This is a genomic window from Clostridium sp. AM58-1XD, assembly GCF_003464085.1.
In the GTDB taxonomy this organism is placed as follows: domain Bacteria; phylum Bacillota; class Clostridia; order Lachnospirales; family Lachnospiraceae; genus Lachnoclostridium_A.
The window spans coordinates 71,265-93,938 of sequence record NZ_QSDR01000004.1 but is presented as its reverse complement, the minus strand read 5'-3'; the positions used below and the strand labels follow the sequence as shown (position 1 = coordinate 93,938).

Below are 22,674 nucleotides of genomic sequence, written 5' to 3'. Positions count from 1 at the left end.
AAAAAATGGCGAAAAATGCTGGAATTCAGGTGAAGAGGAGGTATGTGATGTGACGGGAAGAGAAAAATTTCATAAAAGGATAGTCATTCTATTTTGGGCAAGCCTTATATTTTGTATCGGGTTTACATGGTATTATGCGGGGAGAATGGTGCCGGACAGGCTGAGTATTGTAGAGAATGAAGAAGAAATCTTTCATTTTCCAGCCTTATTTGATACGACAATCCACAGCGAAAGCGAAGAAGTGGTTCTGGGAAATGGTTCCAATATACCGGCAAATGAAATTCATATTACATCAGGGGATTCATTTTCCATTTGCGGGAAGAATCAGGGTAGCTATAAACTGGGAATGAAACTGTTCGGCCTGATTAAATTCAAGGATATTCAGGTGGATGTGGTGGATGAGCGGTATGCCGTTCCCTGCGGCCTTCCCGTAGGAATCTATCTGAAATCCAAGGGTGTGATGGTGATCGGTACCGGGGAGGTGATAAAAAAAGGCGGGGAAGCAGCGGAACCGGCCGCCGGAATCCTTCGCTCCGGCGATTATATTGAAGCGTTTAACGGACAGCCGCTGGATAACAAGGAAGCTTTGATCCAGCAGGTCAACCAGAATAAGGAACAGGACGCGGTTCTGACGGTACGGCGGGAAGGGGAAGAAATCGATGTAAAAGTCAATCCTGTCTGTACGGAAGAAGGAGATTATAAGCTGGGAGCCTGGGTAAGGGACGATACCCAGGGAATCGGCACGATGACATATGTGGACTTAAACGGCCACTTCGGGGCGCTGGGCCATGGGATCAGCGACAGCGATACGGGAAATGTTGTAGAGATCGCTAAGGGGAACCTGTATGATACGGAAATACTGGGAATCAACAAGGGAAGCGTGGGAAATCCGGGAGTGATGTCAGGCGTTATCTATTATGGACCGGGATCACTACTGGGGGATATCGAATCCAACACGGATGAAGGGATTTTTGGCACGGTGAATCAGCGGTTTACAAAAGGTCTGACAGGAGAGGCGATCGAAATCGGCTACCGCCAGGACGTCCACAAAGGGAAAGCAGTGATCCGCAGCAGCGTATCAGGAGAGCTGAAAGACTATGAGATCGAGATACAGAAAGTGGATTACAGCAGTACACATAAAAGCAAGGGAATGGTAATCAAAGTGACCGATCAGTCGCTGATCGATCTGACCGGCGGAATCGTCCAGGGAATGTCAGGATCGCCAATCATCCAGGATGGGAAGCTGGTTGGGGCGGTGACCCATGTGTTCATACAGGACTCAACCAAAGGCTACGGGATATTTATTGAAAACATGCTGGAGCATTGAGGATGGGCAGGACATAGTGAAAAGGAGGTGATGCAAGCTTGCTTGCGTGAACCTCCTTTTTGTGAGTGGCCTATGCGGCGACAAGGTGAATTGGCCGAAGGCCAAGAGAAGGCCCCCTGGGGGGGAAGCCGCGCAACCGATGGTGTCCGAAGGGTGCCGGCGGTTGCGCCCGGACGGACTAGCGGGATGCGACAAGAAAATTCGCAATCTTGAAAAGAACCAATATCGTTGGTTGATTTTATTCGTAGTTTGGAGTATAATACCTTTGACATATTGTGCACGAAGAACGGCGAAAAAGCCGCAATGAGGTGGATTATGGAATACTTATCTATCAAGCAAACATCCGAAAAATGGGAAATCTCTGTGCGGAGAATTCAAACCTTGTGTACGACGGGCAGAATCCCCGGAGCACAGAAGATAGGCTATTCTTGGATTATTCCAGCTGATGCAGAAAAACCAGCTGACGCAAGAGTAAAGAGTGGCAAATATCGTAAATCAGATGTCTGATTGTATTTGATTCATATTTGCTGAGAGAACAAAAGACAAGGAGACAGCGTTATGGTTGATTTTGCTCCCGGAATGAGAACCATCATTCGTGACGAAGAATGGATGGTCAAAAAAATTGAAACAAATAGTCTTGGCAACAAGGCTTTATACTGCATTGGCATTTCTCCGCTTGTGAAGGATAAAGAAGCGATCTTTCTGACAGATTTGGAGCAAATTCAAATCGTGAACCCTGCCGAAGTTAAGCTAATTCCGGACAATTCGCCGTTTTATAAAAGAACTCTGCTGTATTTGGAGAGTCAATGGCGTCAGAAGATACCGACAGATGCTAATTTACATATCGGTCATCAGGCCGCAATGGACTTGATGCCTTACCAGCTTGACCCGGCAAAACTTTCTTTGCAGCGTCCTCGCCAGCGCATTTTGGTTGCCGATACCGTTGGTCTTGGTAAAACTTTGGAAGCGGGCATCTTGATGTCCGAGCTGATTGCCCGTGGAAAAGGGAAACGAATTCTTGTTGTTACCGTAAAAAGTATGATGACGCAGTTCCAAAAAGAAATGTGGAACCGTTTCACCATTCCTTTAGTGCGTCTTGATTCAAACAGAATCCAAAAGATTCGTGCCAGTCTGCCGACCAATTACAATCCGTTTTTTTATTATGATAAAACCATTGTTTCGATTGATACATTGAAGCGAGATGTTGAATATCGCACCCACCTGGAAAATGCCTATTGGGATATTATCGTCATTGATGAAGCACAGAATGTTGCCGAGCGTGGCGACCGTCAGGCGCAGCGTTCCCGTTTGGCAAAGCTGTTGGCTGACCGAAGCGACACGATGATTATGCTTTCGGCTACACCGCACGATGGACGGGCTAAGAGCTTCGCTTCTTTGATGAATATGCTTGACCCAACTGCGATTGCTGATCCGGAAAATTACACACCGGAACATATTAAGGGACTTTGTATCCGTCGTTTCAAGAAAGATGTAAAAGACCAGGTAAGCGGTTCGTTCTTGGAAAGAAAGATTACCCTGGAGCGCTGCAACGCTTCAGCACAAGAAGAATATGTGTTTGATATATTTGCGGAAATGCAGCTTGAAATGGATTTAGGTAAGACCAGGGGAACCGGTCAGTTGTTCAAGACCAGTTTGGAGAAATCTCTATTTTCCAGCCCAGCTGCCTGCATCAAGAGCATTGATGCCAGATTGAAAAAACTCTATAAAAAATATAATGTAGACGATATCAAAGACATTCGTCTGTTGGAAGAACTGAAAGCTGCACTTGAAAAAATCACACCGGAGAGCTTTACCCGTTATCAGAAGTTGCTGACACTTCTCCGCAGCAAAGATTACGCCTGGAACCCGAATGACACCGGAGACCGTGTTGTCATTTTCACAGAGCGTATTGAAACCATGAAGTATCTGGCCGAAAAACTTCGTGCGGATCTTGGTGTGAAAGCAAATGCTATTCAGGAAATTTCCGGCAGCATGAGTGATGCCGAACAGCAGAAGATTGTCGAAGATTTTGGTCGTACCGAGTTACCAGTTCGTGTGCTGGTTGCATCTGATGTCGCCTCCGAAGGCTTGAATCTTCATTACCTCAGCCATCGACTGATTCACTTCGATATTCCTTGGTCCCTGATGGTATTCCAGCAGAGAAATGGTCGTATCGACCGTTATGGTCAGCAGAAGCGTCCTGATATCCGCTATATGCTGATTGAGAGCGACAACAAGAAAATCAAGGGTGATATGCGTATCATTGAAATCTTGATTACCAAAGAAGAACAAGCACTCAAAAACATTGGCGACCCATCTTTGCTCCTTGGTAAATTCACGGTAGAGGACGAAGAGCTTGTTGTTTCCGAGGCTATCGAGGGCGGTTCTGACGAAGCTGCATTTGAAAAGACTTTGAATGCCAGCGAAGCTGACTTTGATCCGTTTGAAACATTGATGTCTGCGGCAAGTGAAGCAGAAAATGCCGAAACAAAAGAATCCACAATTGTGGAAGATGACACTCTGTTCACTGATGTGGACTATCTCTACCAGGCGCTTGACTTTTTGAACCAGACTGAGAGCCATCCGGTTGAAAAGCTCCAGACTGTTTCTGGTTTGGATATTAAACTGACTCCGGATATGCTTCGCCGTCTGAAAGCTCTTGTACCGGAAGAAGCATTGCCGCATGGGGATACGCTTCGTGTATCCAATGATAAAGCTTTCTGCATGGAGCAGATGCGTAACAGTATGCAGAAGAACATGGATGAATCTGCATGGCCTTCCACGCAATACCTTTGGAAACTGCACCCGGTTCTTTCCTGGGTAAATGACAAAGCCGGTTTGCTGTTTGGTCGTGGTGAAGCGCCTGTGATTGGATTACCCGATAAACTTGCTGCGGGCGAAAGCATTTATATCGTCTCCGGCAGTATGCCGAATCTGAAATCGACCCCTCTGGTTGATGAATGGTTTGGTTTGTTTTACCAGAATGGCAAATTTGTAAAAGTGCTGACAATGAACGAGGTCGTTCAAAAAGCTGGACTTAGTAACGAGAAGATTCCGAACACCAACTGCATCGGTGAAGCAGAAATTGCGAATGCAAGTGGCCTTCTGGCGGATGTGGTTGCCCATGCCAAGCAGCACTTGGACGAGCATTATGAAAAATATCAGGTTGAGATGACCCCTATGTTAGATGAAGAAGTGGATAAGCTGATTTCCCTGCAAGAGAAGCACCATGAGTATTATCAGCTGACACTGTTTGAACAGGAGCGCAAACTGCAAGAGCAGGAGCGCCGTGTGGATGAACTGTTCGACCAGTTTATGAATTGGGTAAAAGAGACTTTGACAATACAGAACAATCCATACATTCGGATCGTGTCTGTTCTGATGGGGGTATCGCAATGAGCATTGATTTAACAGGTATCACCAATAAAAACGAATACTACACCAACCATTATTTTGCAACGGTGTTTGAAGAAAACGCAAGTTCCACCATCAGCAGTTGGAACGCTGCGGCCAAAGAGGCGGTAGAATTCCACACGCCATGGTCGTTGCTGCGACAAAACGCCAGACAGTATTATGCTGCACATGATCGTTTTGTTCGTTCCTCTATGAACTTGCACGCATTAAGCAATATCCGCACCTTGGCGGATAGCTACCTGGCTACCTTGGGTTACCCTGAAGCAAAACCGGAAGTAATAACAGTGAACGATACCCTGACGGTACCGGTCTATCTGGAAATGACTAAGAGCAATGGCGCACCGTTACTTTGGGTTATTCTGTCAGCTTCAAAAGAAACCGATACCGGCATTATGGAAAGCTATGCTTTTAACTCGGCTGATGTTGAGGAAGATGCGAACGGAGCACTGTATAAAGGCATTTTGAATGAAATGCCGAACGAGGACTTGGCGACGAAGATTCTGTTTGGTTCTGCAGAACCTCCTCGCTTTTTGGTATTTATCAGCATGAACCAGATTGCGCTGATTGACCGTAACAAGTGGAACGAAAAGCGTTACTTGCAATTTGAACTGGAAGAAATCTTCTCCCGCTTGGAAAACACCACCTTGCAGGCGATGGCAGTTTTGCTTCACAAAGATTCTCTTTGCCCGGACGATGGCAAAATCTTATTGGACGAGTTGGACGAGCAAAGCCATAAAAACGCTTCCGGTGTTTCTCAAAATTTGAAATATGCACTGAGAGAGAGCATTGAACTGCTCGGCAATGAAGTGCTTTACGATATGGCGCACCGCCTTGGACGTGACCTGGAAGTTGACCCGGTGGATGCCGGCAAGCTGACCTTGGAATGCCTGCGGTATATGTACCGTATGCTGTTTGTGCTGTTTATTGAATCCCGCCCTGAACTTGGATATGCACCGATCAAAGCGCAGACCTATTACTCCGGTTACTCCCTGGAAAGCCTGCGTGACATTGCAGACAATATCCGGGAGGATGTTGCAGAGGTAGGAAACGGTTACTATCTGCACGATACACTGGCAAAGCTCTATGAGCTGATTTATGACGGCTACCCGAAAACAGAGGAAGAACTGCGGCGGGCTGCCGGTTCCGACAGCCTGCATGATATGTTCCTGATTGCACCGTTGAAGGCACATATCTTTGACCCCGAATATACCGAGATGATTACTGCGGCAAGGCTGCGCAACAGCTGTATGCTGCGAATCATTGATTTGATGAGCTTAACAAAGTCCACCGGCAAAAAGAATGACCGCCGTGGGCGTATTTCCTATGCCAATTTGGGCATCAACCAGATGGGCGCTGTATATGAAGCCCTGCTTTCCTATCGTGGCTTTATTGCCGAGCACGACTTGTATGAAGTAAAGCGTGCAGGCGACAACTTTAACGAGCTGGATGTTGGCTACTTTGTTACGGAAGCCGAGCTTGATCAGTACACCGAGGACGAGCGTGTGCGCTATGAAACCGGTGAGAAAAAAGGCAAGCTGCGAATGTATGAAAAAGGTACTTTTATCTATCGCCTTGCCGGTCGTGAGCGTGAGAAGTCCGCTTCTTATTATACACCGGAAGTTCTGACAAAGTGCCTGGTTAAGTATGCCCTGAAAGAATTGCTGGAGGGAAAAACAGCCGATGATATTCTAAAACTGACTATTTGTGAACCTGCTATGGGTAGCGCAGCTTTCTTGAATGAAGCGATCAACCAGCTTGCCGAAGCATATATTTCCCGCAAGGAAAAAGAAACCGGCGACATCATCAGCTATGAAAAACGCTTCAATGAGCTGCAAAAGGTCAAGATGTATATTGCTGACCGAAATGTGTACGGTATTGACTTGAATCCGGTTGCTGTGGAACTTGCAGAGGTATCGCTGTGGCTGAATACCATTTATGAGGGTGGCTTTGTGCCTTGGTTTGGAACACAGCTTGTAAATGGTAACTCTCTGATTGGCGCAAGGCGGCAGTGCTATCGGGTGGCGGATGTACAGGCAACGAGCAAAGGGTTGCGGTGGTATGAAAAAGAACCAGAGCGAGCACCTCTTAATGCAAAGAAGATGCTGCCCAAGCGAATTTTCCATTTTCTGCTTGGTGATCCAGGAATGTGCAGTTACACTGACAAGGTGATTAAATCGCTGGAACCGGAAAACATCAAAAAAATGGCGGACTGGAACAAACGGTTTATAGCACCTTATTCCAAGGATGATACCGAAACACTGCTAGCCCTATCAAAAACTATCAATGCGTTGTGGAAAGCACAAATCAGGAATCGAAAGATGCTGGAAGACAATACACACAGCACCTTATCAGTGTATGGACATCAGGATTCCAGTAAGGATTCCATGACCAGCATCCGTGAAAAAGACAAATTTTTGCATATTATTTATAAATCCGAACACGCACAGAATGCCGGCCCTTATGCCCGTTTGAAGTTTGCTATGGATTATTGGTGCTCTTTGTGGTTTTGGCCGATTGAACAGGCGGATATGCTGCCTTCGAGAAGCGAATTTCTGAATGATATGAACCTAATCTTGGTCGGTGTAATACAGACACAGCGCCCAAATGATTACCATCAGGTGAAGCTCTTTGATGAAGGCTCTGATGATGAGGAAGAGAATATCTGGGAAAATACTGAAGTAAACCTTGACCAACTATGTCAGTTGTTTCCACGACTGGCGTTGGTGCGTGGGATTACCGAGCAGAACAAGTTCATGCACTGGGAACTAGAATTTGCGGATTTGTTTGAAAAGTGTGGAGGGTTTGATTTGGTTATAGGAAACCCGCCGTGGATAAAAATACAATGGAATGAACAAAGTGTGTTGGCAGATAAAAATCCGATGTTTGCAGTAAAAAAACTGAATGCAAGTCAAACCGCCCAGAACAGAGAAGCTGCAATGGAGAATCGAAGCACTTATGATCTATATTTTGCAGAATATGAATCTTTGGCAGGAGAACTGTCGTTTTTAGATGCGATACAAAACTACGCGGATTTGAAAGGCCAGCAAACTAATTTGTTTAAGTGCTTTTTGCCGCAGGCATGGAACTTCAATAATAAATGCGGTGTTAGCGCGTTCGTTCATCCAGAGGGTGTCTATGACGACCCGAAGGGTGGTGTACTTCGGGAAAAATTATACACAAGACTTCGCAAACATTTTATGTTTGCGAATGAGCGAAAATTATTTCTCGAAGTGGACCACCATACACAATTCAGTTTGAATGTGTATGGTAGTCCACAGATGGTTTCTTTCGACACCATCTGTAATTTGTATGATGTTTCCAGTATCGTACAATGTTACGAAGGTGACATTTTTGCGCCCATTCCGGGTATTAAAGATGATAATGGAGAATGGAATGTTCAGGGGCATCCCAAGCGAATAATCCATGTTACAAAGAAAGAATTACAAGCATTTGCTACTGTGTTTGAAGGTAATACAGAATGGCGTCAAACAAAGCTACCTTCTTTACATGAATCCACACAAATGGAAGTTTTAGAAAAGTTTGCAGAACAGACAGAAACAGTTGGCACATCAGGACTTGCGATTCAAACAACAAAAATGTGGGATGAAACTAATTCGCAAAAAAATGGAGTGCTTACACAAAACATTTGCTTTCCAGAATCAAACAATGACACGATTTTTGTTGGTGCATATTGTAGCCTTGGAAATCCTTACTTTCAAACAGTTCGCCGAAAATATATAAGTAATAGCGATTATGATACAATAGATTTGACGCAATTGAACGAATACTACTATCCAAGAACAAAATACACCATAGCTTGCGACAAGGAAAGTTTTATCTCTAAAATTCCAGGGACACCGTGGGGAGATAAGTTTAACGCCAATTATACTCTTGTGAATCGGGAGTTTGTTGGCACAATGTCTGAACGAACATTAACTGCGTGCTTGTTACCGCCTAAATCAACATTTATTTGCACATTGTTTGGTGTAGCACTTCAGGATGTTCGGATACTATCTTGTTTATGTGCATGTGAGAATAGTTTACCGTATGACTTTCTTGTGAAAATTATTGGTAAGAATCATGTTGGATATGGAACAATTAAATTGTTCCCATTGTTTGATTTAAAAAAAGCATACCCTATTACATTAAGAGGATTATTGCTGAATGCATTAACCGCTCAATATGCTGAGCTGTGGAGAGAGTGTTGGCAGTCAAACGCAATAAACGAAGCGTGGGCTAAGAATGAGCCTCGACTTCGACCAGAAAAATTCTCATCCTTAACTTCAAAATGGAATTGGAATATACCTATACGTACAGACTATGAGCGTCGTCAAGCGCTTATCGAAATTGATGTTTTAACTGCAATGGCATTGGGTATGACACTGGAGCAGCTCAAAACCATCTATCGTATTCAGTTTCCAGTGCTTCAAAGTTATGAAGCAGGCACGTGGTACGATGCCAACGGACGTATTGTATTCACGAACAATCGCAGTCTGACAGGTGTTGGTTTTGACCGAATAACGTGGGAAAACGAAGTCAAGGATGCCCCGGCAGGTAGAAAGTTTTACCGTACCATCACGGATGACACCATGCCCGGTGGCCCGGTAGAGCGCACCATTGAATATATTGCACCATTTGACCGCTGTGATCGTGAGCAGGACTACGAAACCGCCTGGAAATTTTTTGAAGAAAAATACGGGAAGTAAGGAGAAGGACAGATTTGAATCATATAAAAACATTAGACATTATGGGATTTAAGAAATTTGTCAGTCTTCATGTGGACTTCAATGAACACATGAATATCTTAGTTGGAGAGAATGAAGCTGGGAAAAGCACAATTTTGGATGCTATTAAGACCGTCTTAAACCAGCAATATCGCAATGTTGACAAGTCGGTTCTTAGAGACTTATTCAATATGCAGATGGTAAATGAATATTTGATGAACCCAAACGTTGATACTTTACCTCGTATTCAAATTGAAATAGAGCTAATGCTAGATCCAAGCAAAAAAGGTGCTGATTACTTTTACGGTGAGGTATATGGTTCAAAAAAAAAACAAGGTGAAAAATACGGGATTCGTTTTGAATGCAAATTTGATGAGGAAATTGGATCCGGATTAGAAGAATCTATTACAGATGGTAAGATTCCTTATGAGTATTATTCACTGACATGGACAACTTTTGCAAATCGCCCTTATCAAATGGTAAAACGTCCACTAAAATTCATTTCCGTAAACACGACTAGTAGTGCAGTTGCGCCTTCCTTCAACTATTATAATCGTACGCTCTTTGACAGCAAATACGATGAGCAGACACGGATGAAGGCAAAGAATAAGTTTCGAGATAAGCTTGAAGAAGCTTTTGATTTGGTAGAGCTACCACAAATTAGTGACACCCGGAAATTTGGAGTAGATAGCAAGAAAGTGATACTCGAAACGGTTATATCCGTATATGAAAATTCGATTGCTCTTGAAAACCGAGGCAGTGGTATGGAAAGTCTCATAAAAACACAGATTGCGTTGGATAGGGCAAATGGTCTTGATGTTATACTGATGGAAGAACCTGAAAACCATCTTGGTTTTACGACCCTACGCAAGATGCTACAGGAAATATCAGACAGGCAAGACGAATCTCAGATAATTGTGGCAACTCATAACAATATGATTGCCAGCAGACTGAACTTAAACAATGTTTTATGGATTACAGAAGACGGTGTGCAATCTTTATCTGGTGTGGACAAGGCTGTTGCAGAGTTCTTTGTTAGAGCAGACGATAATGCTTTTTTGCAATTACTGCTTTCAAAAAAAGTTTTTCTTGTTGAAGGAGCTACTGAATTTTTGCTACTCCCTTATTTTTATATGCAGCTCATAGGACATCCCATCGAAGAAGATGGAATATCTGTGATTTCGTGTAACGGAATTTCCTACGAAAAATATTTAGCAATTGCCAAAGGCACAGGCAAACGTATTGCTGTAATAACTGATAATGATAAAAAGACTGGCAACATTACAAAAGCAGACGAGTTCAATAGGAATAATGAATTACAGCATATCTTTATGGGGGCAACAATCGAGGATTGGACTTGGGAAATCTGTGTTTACAATATAAATAAAGCGGCACTCGACAAAATGATTACTGTTCAGGCAGGAGCAGATTATCTTTTTCACGGAAATGACTATGGAAAAGTGGCTGGAAAAATGTTAAATAATAAGGTGGATGTTGCATATCAGATGCTTATGTCTGGAAAAGTTTTTGAAGTTCCACAATACATTAAGGATGCAGTCAAATGGATAAACGAGTAATATTGGCTGTTGCGGATTCAGGAAAAACATATCATATCTGCCATATGATTAATCCCTCGAAAAGAAACCTGCTGCTCGCATTTACGAATGAAAACATCCACAATATCCGAAATGAACTGTGCGACGCTTTTGGTTCTGTGCCAGAACTGACAACTATTATGACGTTCGATTCTTTTATGTATCGACATTTGATAAATCCATACGAACCAAGTATCGCTGAGCATTTTAAGTGTTCTTCTTTTGCAAGTAATGGCATTTGTATCATTGACCCTCCACCTAAGCAAATATCGATCTCAGGAGGGGGGATGATCGCAAACAGAAGATATACTCCGAAGGATAAACTTGAGCACTACATAACCAAGAGTAAACAGTATTATTGTGCTACCTTATCTGAACTTGCAATGCAGGTGAAGAAAGGTAGGGAATCTCTTGTGAAAAGAGGTGCAGCAAGATTGAACTTGTTCTACGACCAAATCTTTATTGATGAGTTTCAAGACTTTCGTGAACATGATTTTGATTTGATAATTGAACTGTCCAAGCATTTAAACAGTGTCTTACTTGTTGGAGATTATTATCAGCATTCTGTATCTGGAACAAATAATTCCGGCAAACCATTTAAAATCAAAAAGGTTGAAGTTTGTTACAGCGATTTTGTTGCCACCTTAAAAAAATCTGGGTTTGAAGTTGATGAAGAAACATTAAGAAAATCAAGACGATGCGCTACTTCGGTATGCAATTATGTGAAAGAAAAGCTGGGCATACAGATAAAATCCGCTAATAACAATCAAGGTGAAGTTCTTTGGTGTGATGATTCAGCTGAAGCTATACTTGATAATCCTGATATTCTGAAACTCGTCATTCAGAAAGCAGCAGATTATAAGTTTAACGCTATGAATTGGTCATATTCTAAAGGAGATACCTTTAGTAGCGTGTGCGTAATACTTACAGATAAGTTCGACAATATGGATGACGAAGAATTTACGACGAAAGGGATAGCCACCTCAACAATAAATAAGCTTTATGTCGCTATGACAAGAAGTAAAGGCAATTTGTATCTCATGAAATCTTCTACTTTCAAGAAGATTAAAGATGCATATATAATAAAGTAATCATTGGCATGATACAGATGCTCACTCAACATAAGCACCTTCCTGATGAAGGAATAACTTTATTTCTATCGGATTTTCTGAAAGGATATGTCCGTAGTGGAGAGCAGTTGGTAAAAAACCACTATATGATAATAGAACTGGTGACGAACAATAGGAGGAAACAGTATGCTACCATCCATACTTGCAAAACAATTAGAGAAAGGCATTGGGGACTACATAGAAACCACATTTCCAATGACGAACGAACCGTTTAAAGGTTCGGTTCAAAATATGCTTGCGACGAAAGGCTCGGTTTATCATGAGCCTTATGTTGCTGTGCGCCTGCCGTTTCGTGTGGCAGATGAGAAGCCGACTTGCTTTGAAGCAATCCACCCTGCTTACCTCCCTTATGTTCATCAGCAGAAAGCATTTGAGCGACTGACCGGAGATGATGGTAGATCTACGTTGGTCGCAACGGGCACCGGTTCCGGTAAAACGGAATGTTTTCTTTATCCGATTCTGGAATACTGCTATCAGCATCGTGGTGAGCGTGGTATCAAAGCGTTGATTATTTACCCGATGAACGCCCTTGCCTCCGACCAGGCAAAGCGTATTGCCGAGCTCATCTATGGCAGCGATGAGCTGCGTGGCAATGTGACTGTTGGTATGTATGTCGGAGGACAAGAGCATACCCCTGCCCGTATGATGGGTGAACATGGTGTTATTACGGACCATGAAACCATGCTGAACAGCGCACCGGATATTTTGCTGACCAACTATAAGATGCTCGACTATCTGCTTGTTCGCCCCAAAGATGCTCTTTTGTGGCGGGACAATGACCCGGAAACACTGAAATATATTGCGGTCGATGAATTGCATACTTTTGACGGTGCACAGGGTACCGATCTGGCTTGTCTGCTTCGCCGTTTGAAACGCCGTCTTGGAATCTATGACGGATATTTGTGCTGCATTGGTACTTCGGCAACAATGGGTTCTGAAGACAATAACGGCAATATACTGGAGTATGCTACAGAAATCTTTGGCGAACCCTTTGATAAAGACGCGGTGATTACCGAAGACCGTTTGAGTTCACAGGAATTCTTTGAGGACAAAGAGATTACAGAGTTCACCTTGCCGTCTGCCGACCAGGTGGCTGAACTTGATTTGCTGGCAGCAGAGGATGAACTGTCTTCATATCTGAACCACGCAGTACAAGATTGGTTCCCCAATTTTACGCTTGATGCGCTGAGCGATGAAGGCAGAATGGAACTTAGTGAGGAACTGGTGCATCACAGCTTCATGCAGGCGGTACTTAATCTGACGGGTGGTACGTATTATCAGGTTTCTAAAATAGCTGAAGAATTGTCTGCCCATTATCCGGAACTGAAAGCTCTGCAAGACCCGACTGTTCTTATCAACTCATTGTTTGCGTTAATCTCTCATGCTCGTACCGGAAAGGCGGGCAAGCTGCGTCCATTTCTCAACGTTCAGGTGCAGTTATGGATGCGAGAGCTGCGTCGTTTGGTTGCCAAAGTTGACCCAGATGAAATCAATTATGGGATTGCAAATGATTTGAATAAGCAGCAGGCAAAACAATATCTGCCGGTTGTAAACTGCCGTGATTGCGGTATTACCGGCTGGGTATCTATCCTCAACGAGCGCAGCAATGCCACGATGGTCAATCTGGATGCGTTCTACAACCTTTATTTCCGTGCGGACGATAAGATTGTAATGTTGTTCCCTCATTCCCATAGGGAACATATTGCCGGCATGATTCCGGGCAGAATTTGCCTGATTGTCTACAAGTGAAGTTGGGGGAAGACGGCACCGGCGATTGCCCAAGCTGCGGTGCTAAAATGGTGGATGTGTTAATTCCGAATCCGATTAAAACATCCGGTTCCAAAGATCATAAGCAGTATGTCTGCCCTTGTTGTGGCAGCCGCCGAGGTCTTTCGCTGATGGGTTTACGAAGCGCAACAGAAATCAGCGCAAGCCTATCTCAGATGTTTGCTTCTCGGTTTAATGATGATAAGAAAACGCTGGCATTCTCGGATAATGTGCAGGATGCTGCCCATCGTGCAGGTTTCTTTAATTCCCGCACCTGGCGTTTTGGCTTGCGTACCGCTATTCAGAAGTATTGCAATGAAGCTGGCGCAGGACTGTCACTGACAGATTTCCAAAACGATTTTATTAAGTATTGGCATGAACACATGACACTGGAGCAGTTTGTCAGCTTCTTTATTGCACCGAATATGACCTGGAAAAATGCGTATGAGGATATGGTAAAGAACCGTAAGCTTGGCACAGACAGGCAAGCCCAGATTCTGGTTTATGAAGTGGAACAGCGTATCAAATACGAAATCATGCTGGAGTATGGACTTGCTGGTAAGATTGGACGAACCCTTGAAAAGTCCAGCTGTTCTGTTCTCTCGTTTGCCGAGGATGATGTTGTGGCGATTGCTGATGCCGTGCAGGAAAGAACTGTTAATGAGCTTGGTGTATTGACTACGGAAAACATCAAGTCTTTCCAGCGCATGGTGCTTGGCTATCTGAACCTGATGCGTACCAACGGTGCGTTTGAGGATCACGTTTTTGATGAATATACGATTGGCAACGGCAATGGCTATATGCTGTCAAATGATAGAAACCGCTGGCTGCCTGGCCGCCAGTCTGGTCGTAATACACCTCGTTTCATTGCCGAGCATATTGGCGGCGGTAGAAAGTCGCTTGAATTTGATGCGCCATCTGCCAACAAGTATGTGGATTGGATTGTATCTTGCTGCACAGAGGTAATGGTTGAAGAAAGCAATTTTCGTGCAATCAGCAAGTTTATTTTGGAAGAAGCAACAAAACAGCAGGTGGTAGCTGCCCTGCCTTCTTCAGCGGATTATAAAGTATATGGTTTGAACAAAGAGCGTGTGTTCATTACCGACAATGTGGTTCAGATGCGTTGTGAAAGCTGCGGCTCCCTTTATGCTATTGCTGCCATTAATGCGGAGCTTTGGGAAGGTGCGCCTTGCCAAAGAGCCAACTGCGGTGGCTTCCTGGAGGAATATCGATCTTCTGAGATTAACTATTATGGTCGGTTATACAGTGCCGGTAACCTTGCTCGTATCAATGCAAGAGAACACACCGGTTTGCTGGAGCGTCCTGACCGTGAACAGCTTGAAATCGACTTTAAGCGTGAGAAAGATACCCAGGAGATTTGGGACCCGAATGTACTTTCCTGTACCCCGACGCTTGAAATGGGTATTGATATTGGCGATCTTTCGACGGTTATCCTTTGCAGCATGCCGCCTGCACAGAGCCAGTTCTTGCAGAGAACCGGTCGTGCCGGCCGTAAGGATGGCAATGCCCTGACATTGGCGGTGGCAAACGCGAGACCACATGACCTCTATTTCTATGCTGACCCGCTGGATATGATTGCCGGTAATGTAACACCGCCCAAAATCTTCCTTCGTGCATCCGCTGTGTTGGAAAGGCAGTTTGTCGCCTTCTGCCTTGATTCTTGGGTAAAAAAAGGGATTCCTGATGGTGCAATCCCGGATAAAGTCGGCGTGATTTTGAACAAACTGGACAAGCGCCCGGCGGATATATTTCCGTTCAATTTCCTTGATTATGTGCAGAGTACACAGGCAAGACAGCTGAACTCTTTCATGCAGATGTTTGCCGCATACCTTGACCAGAGTTCCAGAGATGAACTGCAGGACTTTGTGCGTGGGAAAGGTTCTGGCGATAGTCCTATGTATGTGAAGATTCTGGATGCTTTTGAAGATTTGAAAAAGCAGCAGGACGCACTGCGTACCAGTGTGGAAGCACTGAAAGGCATGATTAAGGAGCTGGAGGCAAAGCCAAAAGACAGCTCTTATGATGAAGAAATCAAAGACCTGAAAAGCGAAGAAGCAGCTCTGCTTGGTGTACTGCAGGAGCTTGGTAAAAAGAACATCTTCAACTTCCTATCCGATGAAGGATTGTTGCCGAACTATGCGTTCCCGGAAGCAGGCATTATTCTCCGTGCCATCCTGTATCGCAAAGAGAATGACCAGGCAATACAGACTGACAGCAAGAAAAAGTATGAGAAGATGGTGTATGAATATAGCCGGTCTGCTTCATCGGCTATCAGTGAGTTCGCACCAAATAACAGTTTTTATGCGGATGGCCGCAAGCTGACGATTGACCAGGTTGACGTGACTACGGCGCAGACAGCCAGGTGGCGTCTATGCCCGAATTGCTCCCATGCACAGATTGAAGAAACAGGCAAGAACACTTCTGCCTGCCCTCGGTGTGGCAGCCCTGCTTGGGCAGATGCCGGTCAGGTTCGCACGATGCTGAAAGTTCAGATGGTGTACTCCAACATGGATTATACCAAGAGCTTGATTAATGATGAGACGGAAGAACGCTCCAATGTCTTTTACTGTAAGCAGCTGTTAGTTGACGTGGATGAAGACCACGATATTTCCAGTGCCTATCGAATGGATAACGAGGAATTTCCATTTGGTTATGAGTTTGTCCGTAAGGCAACGCTGCGTGAAATAAACTTTGGCGAAAGTGATATGACCGGCGAAAAACTGTCAGTATCCGGCGTGGAGGATGTGCGTAAAGGTTTCCGAATTTGCAAGTATTGTGGAAAAATTCAACCGGAACACGGGAAACCAAACCATAGCTTTGCCTGTAAAACAAGAAAAATGACATCCATTATGCAGGCAGATGCCTATGAGGAGTGTCTGTTCCTATATCGTGAGTTTAGCACGGAAATTCTTCGTCTGCTGGTTCCTGCAACGACGATGGATTCCTCTACGGTAAAGATGGAGTCTTTCGTGGCGGCGTTTATGCTGGGCATGAAAGAATACTTTGGAAATGTTGACCATCTGCGAGCAACGGTAAGTGAGGTTCCGGTAGCGGATGCCAATTACCGTAAACAATACTTGGTTGTCTATGATTCCGTTCCGGGCGGCACCGGCTATTTGAAACAGTTGATGCACGAAAAGAATGCCTTAATTGAAATCTTTGAAAAGGCACTTCATGTGATGGAGAACTGTTCTTGCAAAGACGATCCGCAAAAGGATGGCTGTTATCACTGCCTGTTTGCATACCGTCAGAGCCAGCAAATCGGCAACATTTCAAGAAGTACAGCAATTCGCATTTTGAAGTCGATACTATCTGGCAAAGATAATGTACAGAAGATAAATAAGATTAACGACATCCCTGTAAACCCGCTGTTTGACAGCGAACTCGAACAGCGTTTCATGGAAGCAGTGCGTACCAGGGTGGGTGCTGCTAATGTCAGCGATACCATTCGTAATGGCAAGCACAGCTATTATATCAAAGTGGACGATGTGGCTTGGGAAATTGAACCCCAGGTGCTGTTAGATGCCGCAGATGGTGTAAAGATTGCCTGTAAACCGGATTTCATGTTCTGGCCTGTGTCAGCACCGAATCACAAATCGGTGGCAGTTTTCACAGATGGATTCTTGTATCACAAAGATATTGTAGCTGATGATACGGTTAAGCGTGAAGCGATCCGTAGAAGCGGAAACTATCGAGTTTGGTCTTTGAGCTTCAGGGATGTCCAGAATGTGTTTGTTCCCCAAGGCGATTATGCTACGGCAACATTAGAAGCAGAGAAAATGCCTTATGGGAAAGTCATGTACCAGAACATTGTCAAAAAAGCTGGTGTGGATGTAATCGAACCCGCAAAACTATCGGCTTTTGATTTGCTGATTGCATATTTGAAACTGCCAGATGCAGAAAAAATTTTTGAGGGGCAGGCTTATGCGTATTCTCTTTCACTACTTGAGCCAAAACTAATAGGCAATAGCCTGGCGTTCAACAATTGGAAAACGATTATGGACGCAGTAATTGAGCAAACACACTTTACAAGCACAGACTTTGTCTTTCCGGGAACAGCTTATGGAAGCTGGATTCCAAGAAATTCCAACGCTCATTTGGCGTTCCATGCCGGTATTATTGCAACGGAATTAAAGAAAGATGGTGCGGTTGCTGTTTGTGCGGTTCTGAGTGATGAAAAGGATAAGCGCACTGATAAATATGAAGCCGAGTGGAATGGGCTTTGGCAATTTTACAATGTCATGCAGTTTGCCAGGGAATTCATTGCTGTTTCCTCTACGGGCGTGACACAAATGGATTATCTTGCACTTCCGGTGACATTCAATTCTGATATTGATACCGTAACAAGCGCTGATACAGTTGGCAACGGAGCATGGGAGGCAATCAGAGAATTGCTGTTTGATGATGAAGCTAAAGCTTTTGTGGATACAGTTAAGAGTCTTGTTATTCCTGTGCCGAATGAAGATGATATTGGTTATGAAGTAGAAGGCGATGACGGAGAGGTTGTTGCAACGGTTGAGATTGCATGGCCTGACAAAAAGATTGGGTTCATAACCGAAGAACAAATCGGTGACAAAGAAAAATTAGAAACAATGGGGTGGACAATAATTGGCTTGTTTGATGCTGCTGATGCAGTCAACCTGTTTCGCCAAAGCGAGCAGGAGAGTCTGCCACCGGCAGACTCTATCGTAGGAGGTGATAACGAATGACAGAAAAATTAAAAGTTGCAATTTCTTCTGACTTTTTGACTGCTTTTGCAAAGCTGCCAAGGCAGATACAAGGGAAGGTGACGGAATTTGTCAATAAATTCCGTAATGACCCAACTTCATCAGGCATTTACTACGAAAAGATTTCTTCCGGGCTGGATAAGAAGATTTATTCTGTACGCATTGATGATACCTACCGTGGTATTGTGGTTCGTCAACCGGAAACAGGTGTTTATCTGCTCTTATGGGTGGATCACCACGATGAAGCATATCAATGGGCTGCAAATAAGCGGTGTGAAGTGAACCATAAAACCGGTGCAATCCAAGTGTTTGACGTAAAGAGTGTTACCGAGGAAATAAGAACGCCTGCGAACCCCTCACTGTTTGTAAAAGCAACGGATGAGGACTTGCTGAAACTTGGAGTGCCAGAAGCACAGCTTAAGTATGTACGGGCTTTTTCGGACAAAGATAAGTTCTACAAAGCAGAACCGTCTATTCCACATGATGTCTATGAATATCTTTCCTGGATTGTAGAAGGCTTCGATATCGCTGAAGTGTTGGAACTGGCGGAGGAAGAACAGTCAACAGCTGAAACCAATGAAGATTTGGCGGCAGCATTAGATACGCCATCAACATTAAAATCTTTTGTCGTTATTGATGGTGAAGATGAACTTCGTAGAATTATGGCAGAACCGCTTGAAAAGTGGCGTGTATTTCTCCACCCTACACAGCGTAAAATCGTCTGTAAGAACTATTCCGGGGCAGTTCGTATACTTGGTGGTGCTGGTACAGGGAAAACAGTTGTTGCCATGCACAGGGCAAAGCATTTGGCTTCTACATTAACAGGGCAACAACGAATTTTGTTTACAACATATACGGCAAATTTGGCGGCTGATATTCGAGAGAATCTCCGTAAAATTTGTTCAATGGAAGAACTTAGAAAAATTGAAGTGATTCATCTTGATGCCTGGGTCAATCAGTTCCTGAAAGTGTCTGGGTTTACCGCTCAGATCGGATATGATGAGGAAATTGAACCACTGTGGGAAAAGGCTGTCTTGCTTGCTAATGTTAATTTACCTTTTGATAAGGCGTTTTACGAAGAAGAATGGAATCGTATTGTAATTGCACAGGAAGCCCTTACTCTCGAAAAATATGTAAAGGCAACTCGCAATGGCCGTGGAACTCGTCTTGACCGTAAAAAGCGTATGATGGTCTGGAAAGTATTTGAAATTTATCAGAACCTGATGAAAGAAAATCAGATACGAGATATTAACACCGCTATGTACGAAAGCACCAAGCTTCTTGCTGCCGCAGCGGGCAGACCCAGATATACAAATATTATTGTTGATGAAGGCCAGGACTTCAGTGATAATGCGTACCGGCTTTTGCGTGCGTTAGCTGGTGAAGAACATTCCAATGATATTTTCATTGTTGGTGATTCGCACCAAAGAATATATCGAAACCACCCAACATTATCTAAGTGTGGTATCAATGTTCGGGGGCGCAGCAGCATTTTGAAAATTAATTACCGTACCACAGAAGAAACCCGCCAATATGCGTTTGCACTTTTGAATGGTATAGCGTTTGATGATCTTGATGAAGATACGGATTTGGGCGATAGGTGTCAATCATTGACCCACGGTGAAAAGCCAGTAGTGGAAAAATTTAAGGATGCCAGTGCAGAGTTTGAATATCTGCTGGGCGAGGTAACTCGACTTAGGAGCAATGGCGTTGCACTTAAAGATATTTGTATGGTTGCCAGAACGAAAAAGCTGGTGGATGATTATATCGCTCAGTTTACCAAAGCTGGCATTCGTTCTTATGTAATCAAACGAAACAAAAGTGACGACCGTAGCTTCGATGGCCTGCGTATTGCCACGATGCACCGTGTAAAGGGCCTGGAGTTCAAATATGTATTTGTTACAGCCGTAAATAGCCGCATTGTTCCATTGGCATCTGCTATTAACAAAACGGATGCCGTTTCTGAAGCGGAATCTATTACATCGGAGAAATGTCTGCTTTATGTGGCACTTACTCGTGCACAGAAAGGCGCATATATCACAAGCTATGGTAGAGAGTCGGAGTTTTTGTGTTAAGGAAACATTACTATGACAAATGCAGAAAAAGAAACAGCTTCTCGAACAGCTCAATGCAAACTGTAACTTTCGGGAAACGGTGTACTATAAGACTCTTGAACAGCTGGGAGATTTGATAACAAATTGCGATGATTACATGATTACCGAACTGATTAACTGCGATGAGGAGCTGAAAAGACTTCCAGAAGCAGACTATGAGTTTTGTGCAGTCTTGTTGACAATGCTGCTCCGTGAGGTTCACCTTTGTGATGGCTCTTTTGGGAGCGGGTGTGAAACTGGACGAGTGCAGCTGGTTGCTGATAGAATGATTGTGTTGTTATAAGAAATAAGACTGTTGAAATGTGGATAAACTATTTTGAAGGAGGTGTATCCTGTGGATTCCAAAGCCCTAAAAACAATATTGAAAATTGGCGAAACAGTCGCTGTAGAGTTCAAACGTTGCGGGAATGGTATAGAATCAGATACTTATGAGAGTGTATGCTCCTTTTTGAATCGCTTTGGTGGAGATATATTTATGGGAGTATTGAATAACGGAACGGTCAATGGCGTTCCACCGAAAGCTGCACCCGACATGGTGAAGAATTTCATCACCGTTATTAGTAACCCGGCCCTGTTTACTCCAACAATTTATCTGTCTCCAGAGATATTGGAATATGAAGGGCATACGATTATTCATGTCCACGTGCCGCCGAGTGCAGAGGTTCACAGCTATAAGAAGGTTATTTATGACCGGGTAAATGATGCAGATGTAAAAGTTACAGCGACGACACAGATTGCACAGATGTATATTCGTAAACAGAGTATTTTTACCGAACGAAAGATTTATCCGTATGCTGCGATTGATGATTTGAGAACAGACTTGCTTCCACGAATCAGGCAGATGGCCGTAAATCATGCCGGCGGTAGCCATCCGTGGGAGAATATGACGGACGAAGAATTGCTGAGAAGTGCCGGCCTGTATGGAAGGGATGTGGCAACGGGAGAGTCTGGTTATAATCTGGCTGCGATTTTATTGTTAGGAAAAGATGAAGTGATTCAAAATGTCTGCCCTGCTTATGAAACAGATGCATTGGTGAGAAAAGTAAATGTGGATCGCTACGATGACCGTGAGATTGTCCGAACCAATCTAATCGAGAGCTTCGACCTTCTTATGGATTTTATTAAAAAGCATTTACCGGATAAGTTCTTTCTGGAAGATGAAAACAGAGTCAGTCTTAGAAATATCATTGCCAGAGAGATTGTCAGCAATACGCTTATGCATCGCGAATACACGAGTTCTTATGCGGCGAAGCTGGTGATAAAGAAAGACCAGATGTATACGGAAAATGCAAGCAGAGCTGCGGGCAATGGATTCATTACACCGGAAAATCTGGAGCCAAATCCAAAGAATCCATTGATTGCTTCTTTCTTCAGAAATATTGGCAGAGCAGACAGATTAGGCTCTGGTGTGCATAAGCTATTCAAATATACAAAGTTCTATTCTGGAAAAGACCCTGTGTTTGAAGACGGTGATGTGTTCCGAATTGTTGTGCCGTTGGATAATGATTACTCATTTGATATGGGAATTGGCCCAGAAACCAAACGAGAAACTAATCAAGAAACCAAACGAGAAACCAATCGGAGAGATTTCCTTGAAGTCAATATGGCGAAAACTCTTGCGATTATCACAGAGGAACCGTCAATTACGCAGTCAGAATTGAAGGATAAACTACAAATATCTCTGATGTCTGTTAAGCGTCTTATGAAAGCGTTGCAGGATAATGGTATGATTGAGAGAATAGGTTCCAATCGAAAGGGATATTGGAAGATTACAAAAAAGGAAGGTCATTCAACCCCATGATTTGGTTAAGGGATAGGGCAACCGCGAGCATGAGAAGAATGCACAGGTGTGCTT

General features: G+C 43.9%; 11 protein-coding genes. All 11 read left to right on the top strand.

Going from position 1 to position 22,674, the window contains the following annotated elements:
- Window positions 1-49 precede the first annotated feature (49 nt).
- The 11 genes from spoIVB (at window position 50) to DXA13_RS03275 (ending at window position 22,620) form a co-directional block, all read left to right on the top strand.
- Window positions 50-1,327 carry a SpoIVB peptidase gene (gene spoIVB, locus DXA13_RS03325; protein ID WP_118241923.1) on the top strand — a complete coding sequence of 426 codons (1,278 nt, stop codon included), beginning with the start codon at window positions 50-52 and terminating at the stop codon, window positions 1,325-1,327.
- Window positions 1,328-1,642: 315 nt separating this feature from the next.
- Entirely contained in the window at window positions 1,643-1,834 is a 192-nt protein-coding gene (locus DXA13_RS21455) for a helix-turn-helix domain-containing protein (protein WP_243008946.1), read from the top strand.
- A gap of 51 nt (window positions 1,835-1,885) precedes the next feature.
- Complete coding sequence (locus DXA13_RS03310) at window positions 1,886-4,726, top strand: DEAD/DEAH box helicase (RefSeq protein ID WP_118241921.1); 2,841 nt, start codon at window positions 1,886-1,888, stop codon at window positions 4,724-4,726.
- Window positions 4,723-9,447: an N-6 DNA methylase gene (locus DXA13_RS03305; RefSeq protein ID WP_118241920.1), complete on the top strand. Its 4,725-nt coding sequence runs from the start codon at window positions 4,723-4,725 to the stop codon at window positions 9,445-9,447. The genes DXA13_RS03310 and DXA13_RS03305 overlap by 4 nt, the downstream gene beginning before the upstream one ends.
- Before the next feature lie 14 nt (window positions 9,448-9,461).
- Window positions 9,462-11,042 carry an AAA family ATPase gene (locus DXA13_RS03300; RefSeq protein WP_118241919.1) on the top strand — a complete coding sequence of 527 codons (1,581 nt, stop codon included), beginning with the start codon at window positions 9,462-9,464 and terminating at the stop codon, window positions 11,040-11,042.
- Window positions 11,027-12,151 (top strand): UvrD-helicase domain-containing protein, encoded by a 1,125-nt coding sequence (locus DXA13_RS03295; RefSeq protein ID WP_118241918.1) that lies wholly within the window; start codon window positions 11,027-11,029, stop codon window positions 12,149-12,151. Before DXA13_RS03300 ends, DXA13_RS03295 begins: the two co-directional genes overlap by 16 nt.
- A gap of 165 nt (window positions 12,152-12,316) precedes the next feature.
- Entirely contained in the window at window positions 12,317-13,939 is a 1,623-nt protein-coding gene (locus tag DXA13_RS21450; RefSeq protein ID WP_243008945.1) for a DEAD/DEAH box helicase, read from the top strand.
- 47 nt (window positions 13,940-13,986) lie between these two features.
- Complete coding sequence (locus DXA13_RS03290; RefSeq protein WP_243008944.1) at window positions 13,987-18,687, top strand: Zn-binding domain-containing protein; 4,701 nt, start codon at window positions 13,987-13,989, stop codon at window positions 18,685-18,687.
- Window positions 18,684-20,780 (top strand): UvrD-helicase domain-containing protein, encoded by a 2,097-nt coding sequence (locus DXA13_RS03285; protein ID WP_118241917.1) that lies wholly within the window; start codon window positions 18,684-18,686, stop codon window positions 20,778-20,780. Before DXA13_RS03290 ends, DXA13_RS03285 begins: the two co-directional genes overlap by 4 nt.
- Window positions 20,781-20,799: 19 nt before the next feature.
- Window positions 20,800-21,102 carry a hypothetical protein gene (locus DXA13_RS03280; RefSeq protein WP_118241916.1) on the top strand — a complete coding sequence of 101 codons (303 nt, stop codon included), beginning with the start codon at window positions 20,800-20,802 and terminating at the stop codon, window positions 21,100-21,102.
- Window positions 21,103-21,153: 51 nt separating this feature from the next.
- On the top strand, window positions 21,154-22,620 hold the full coding sequence (locus DXA13_RS03275; protein ID WP_118241915.1) for an RNA-binding domain-containing protein: 1,467 nt from the start codon (window positions 21,154-21,156) through the stop codon (window positions 22,618-22,620).
- Window positions 22,621-22,674: the final 54 nt, after the last annotated feature.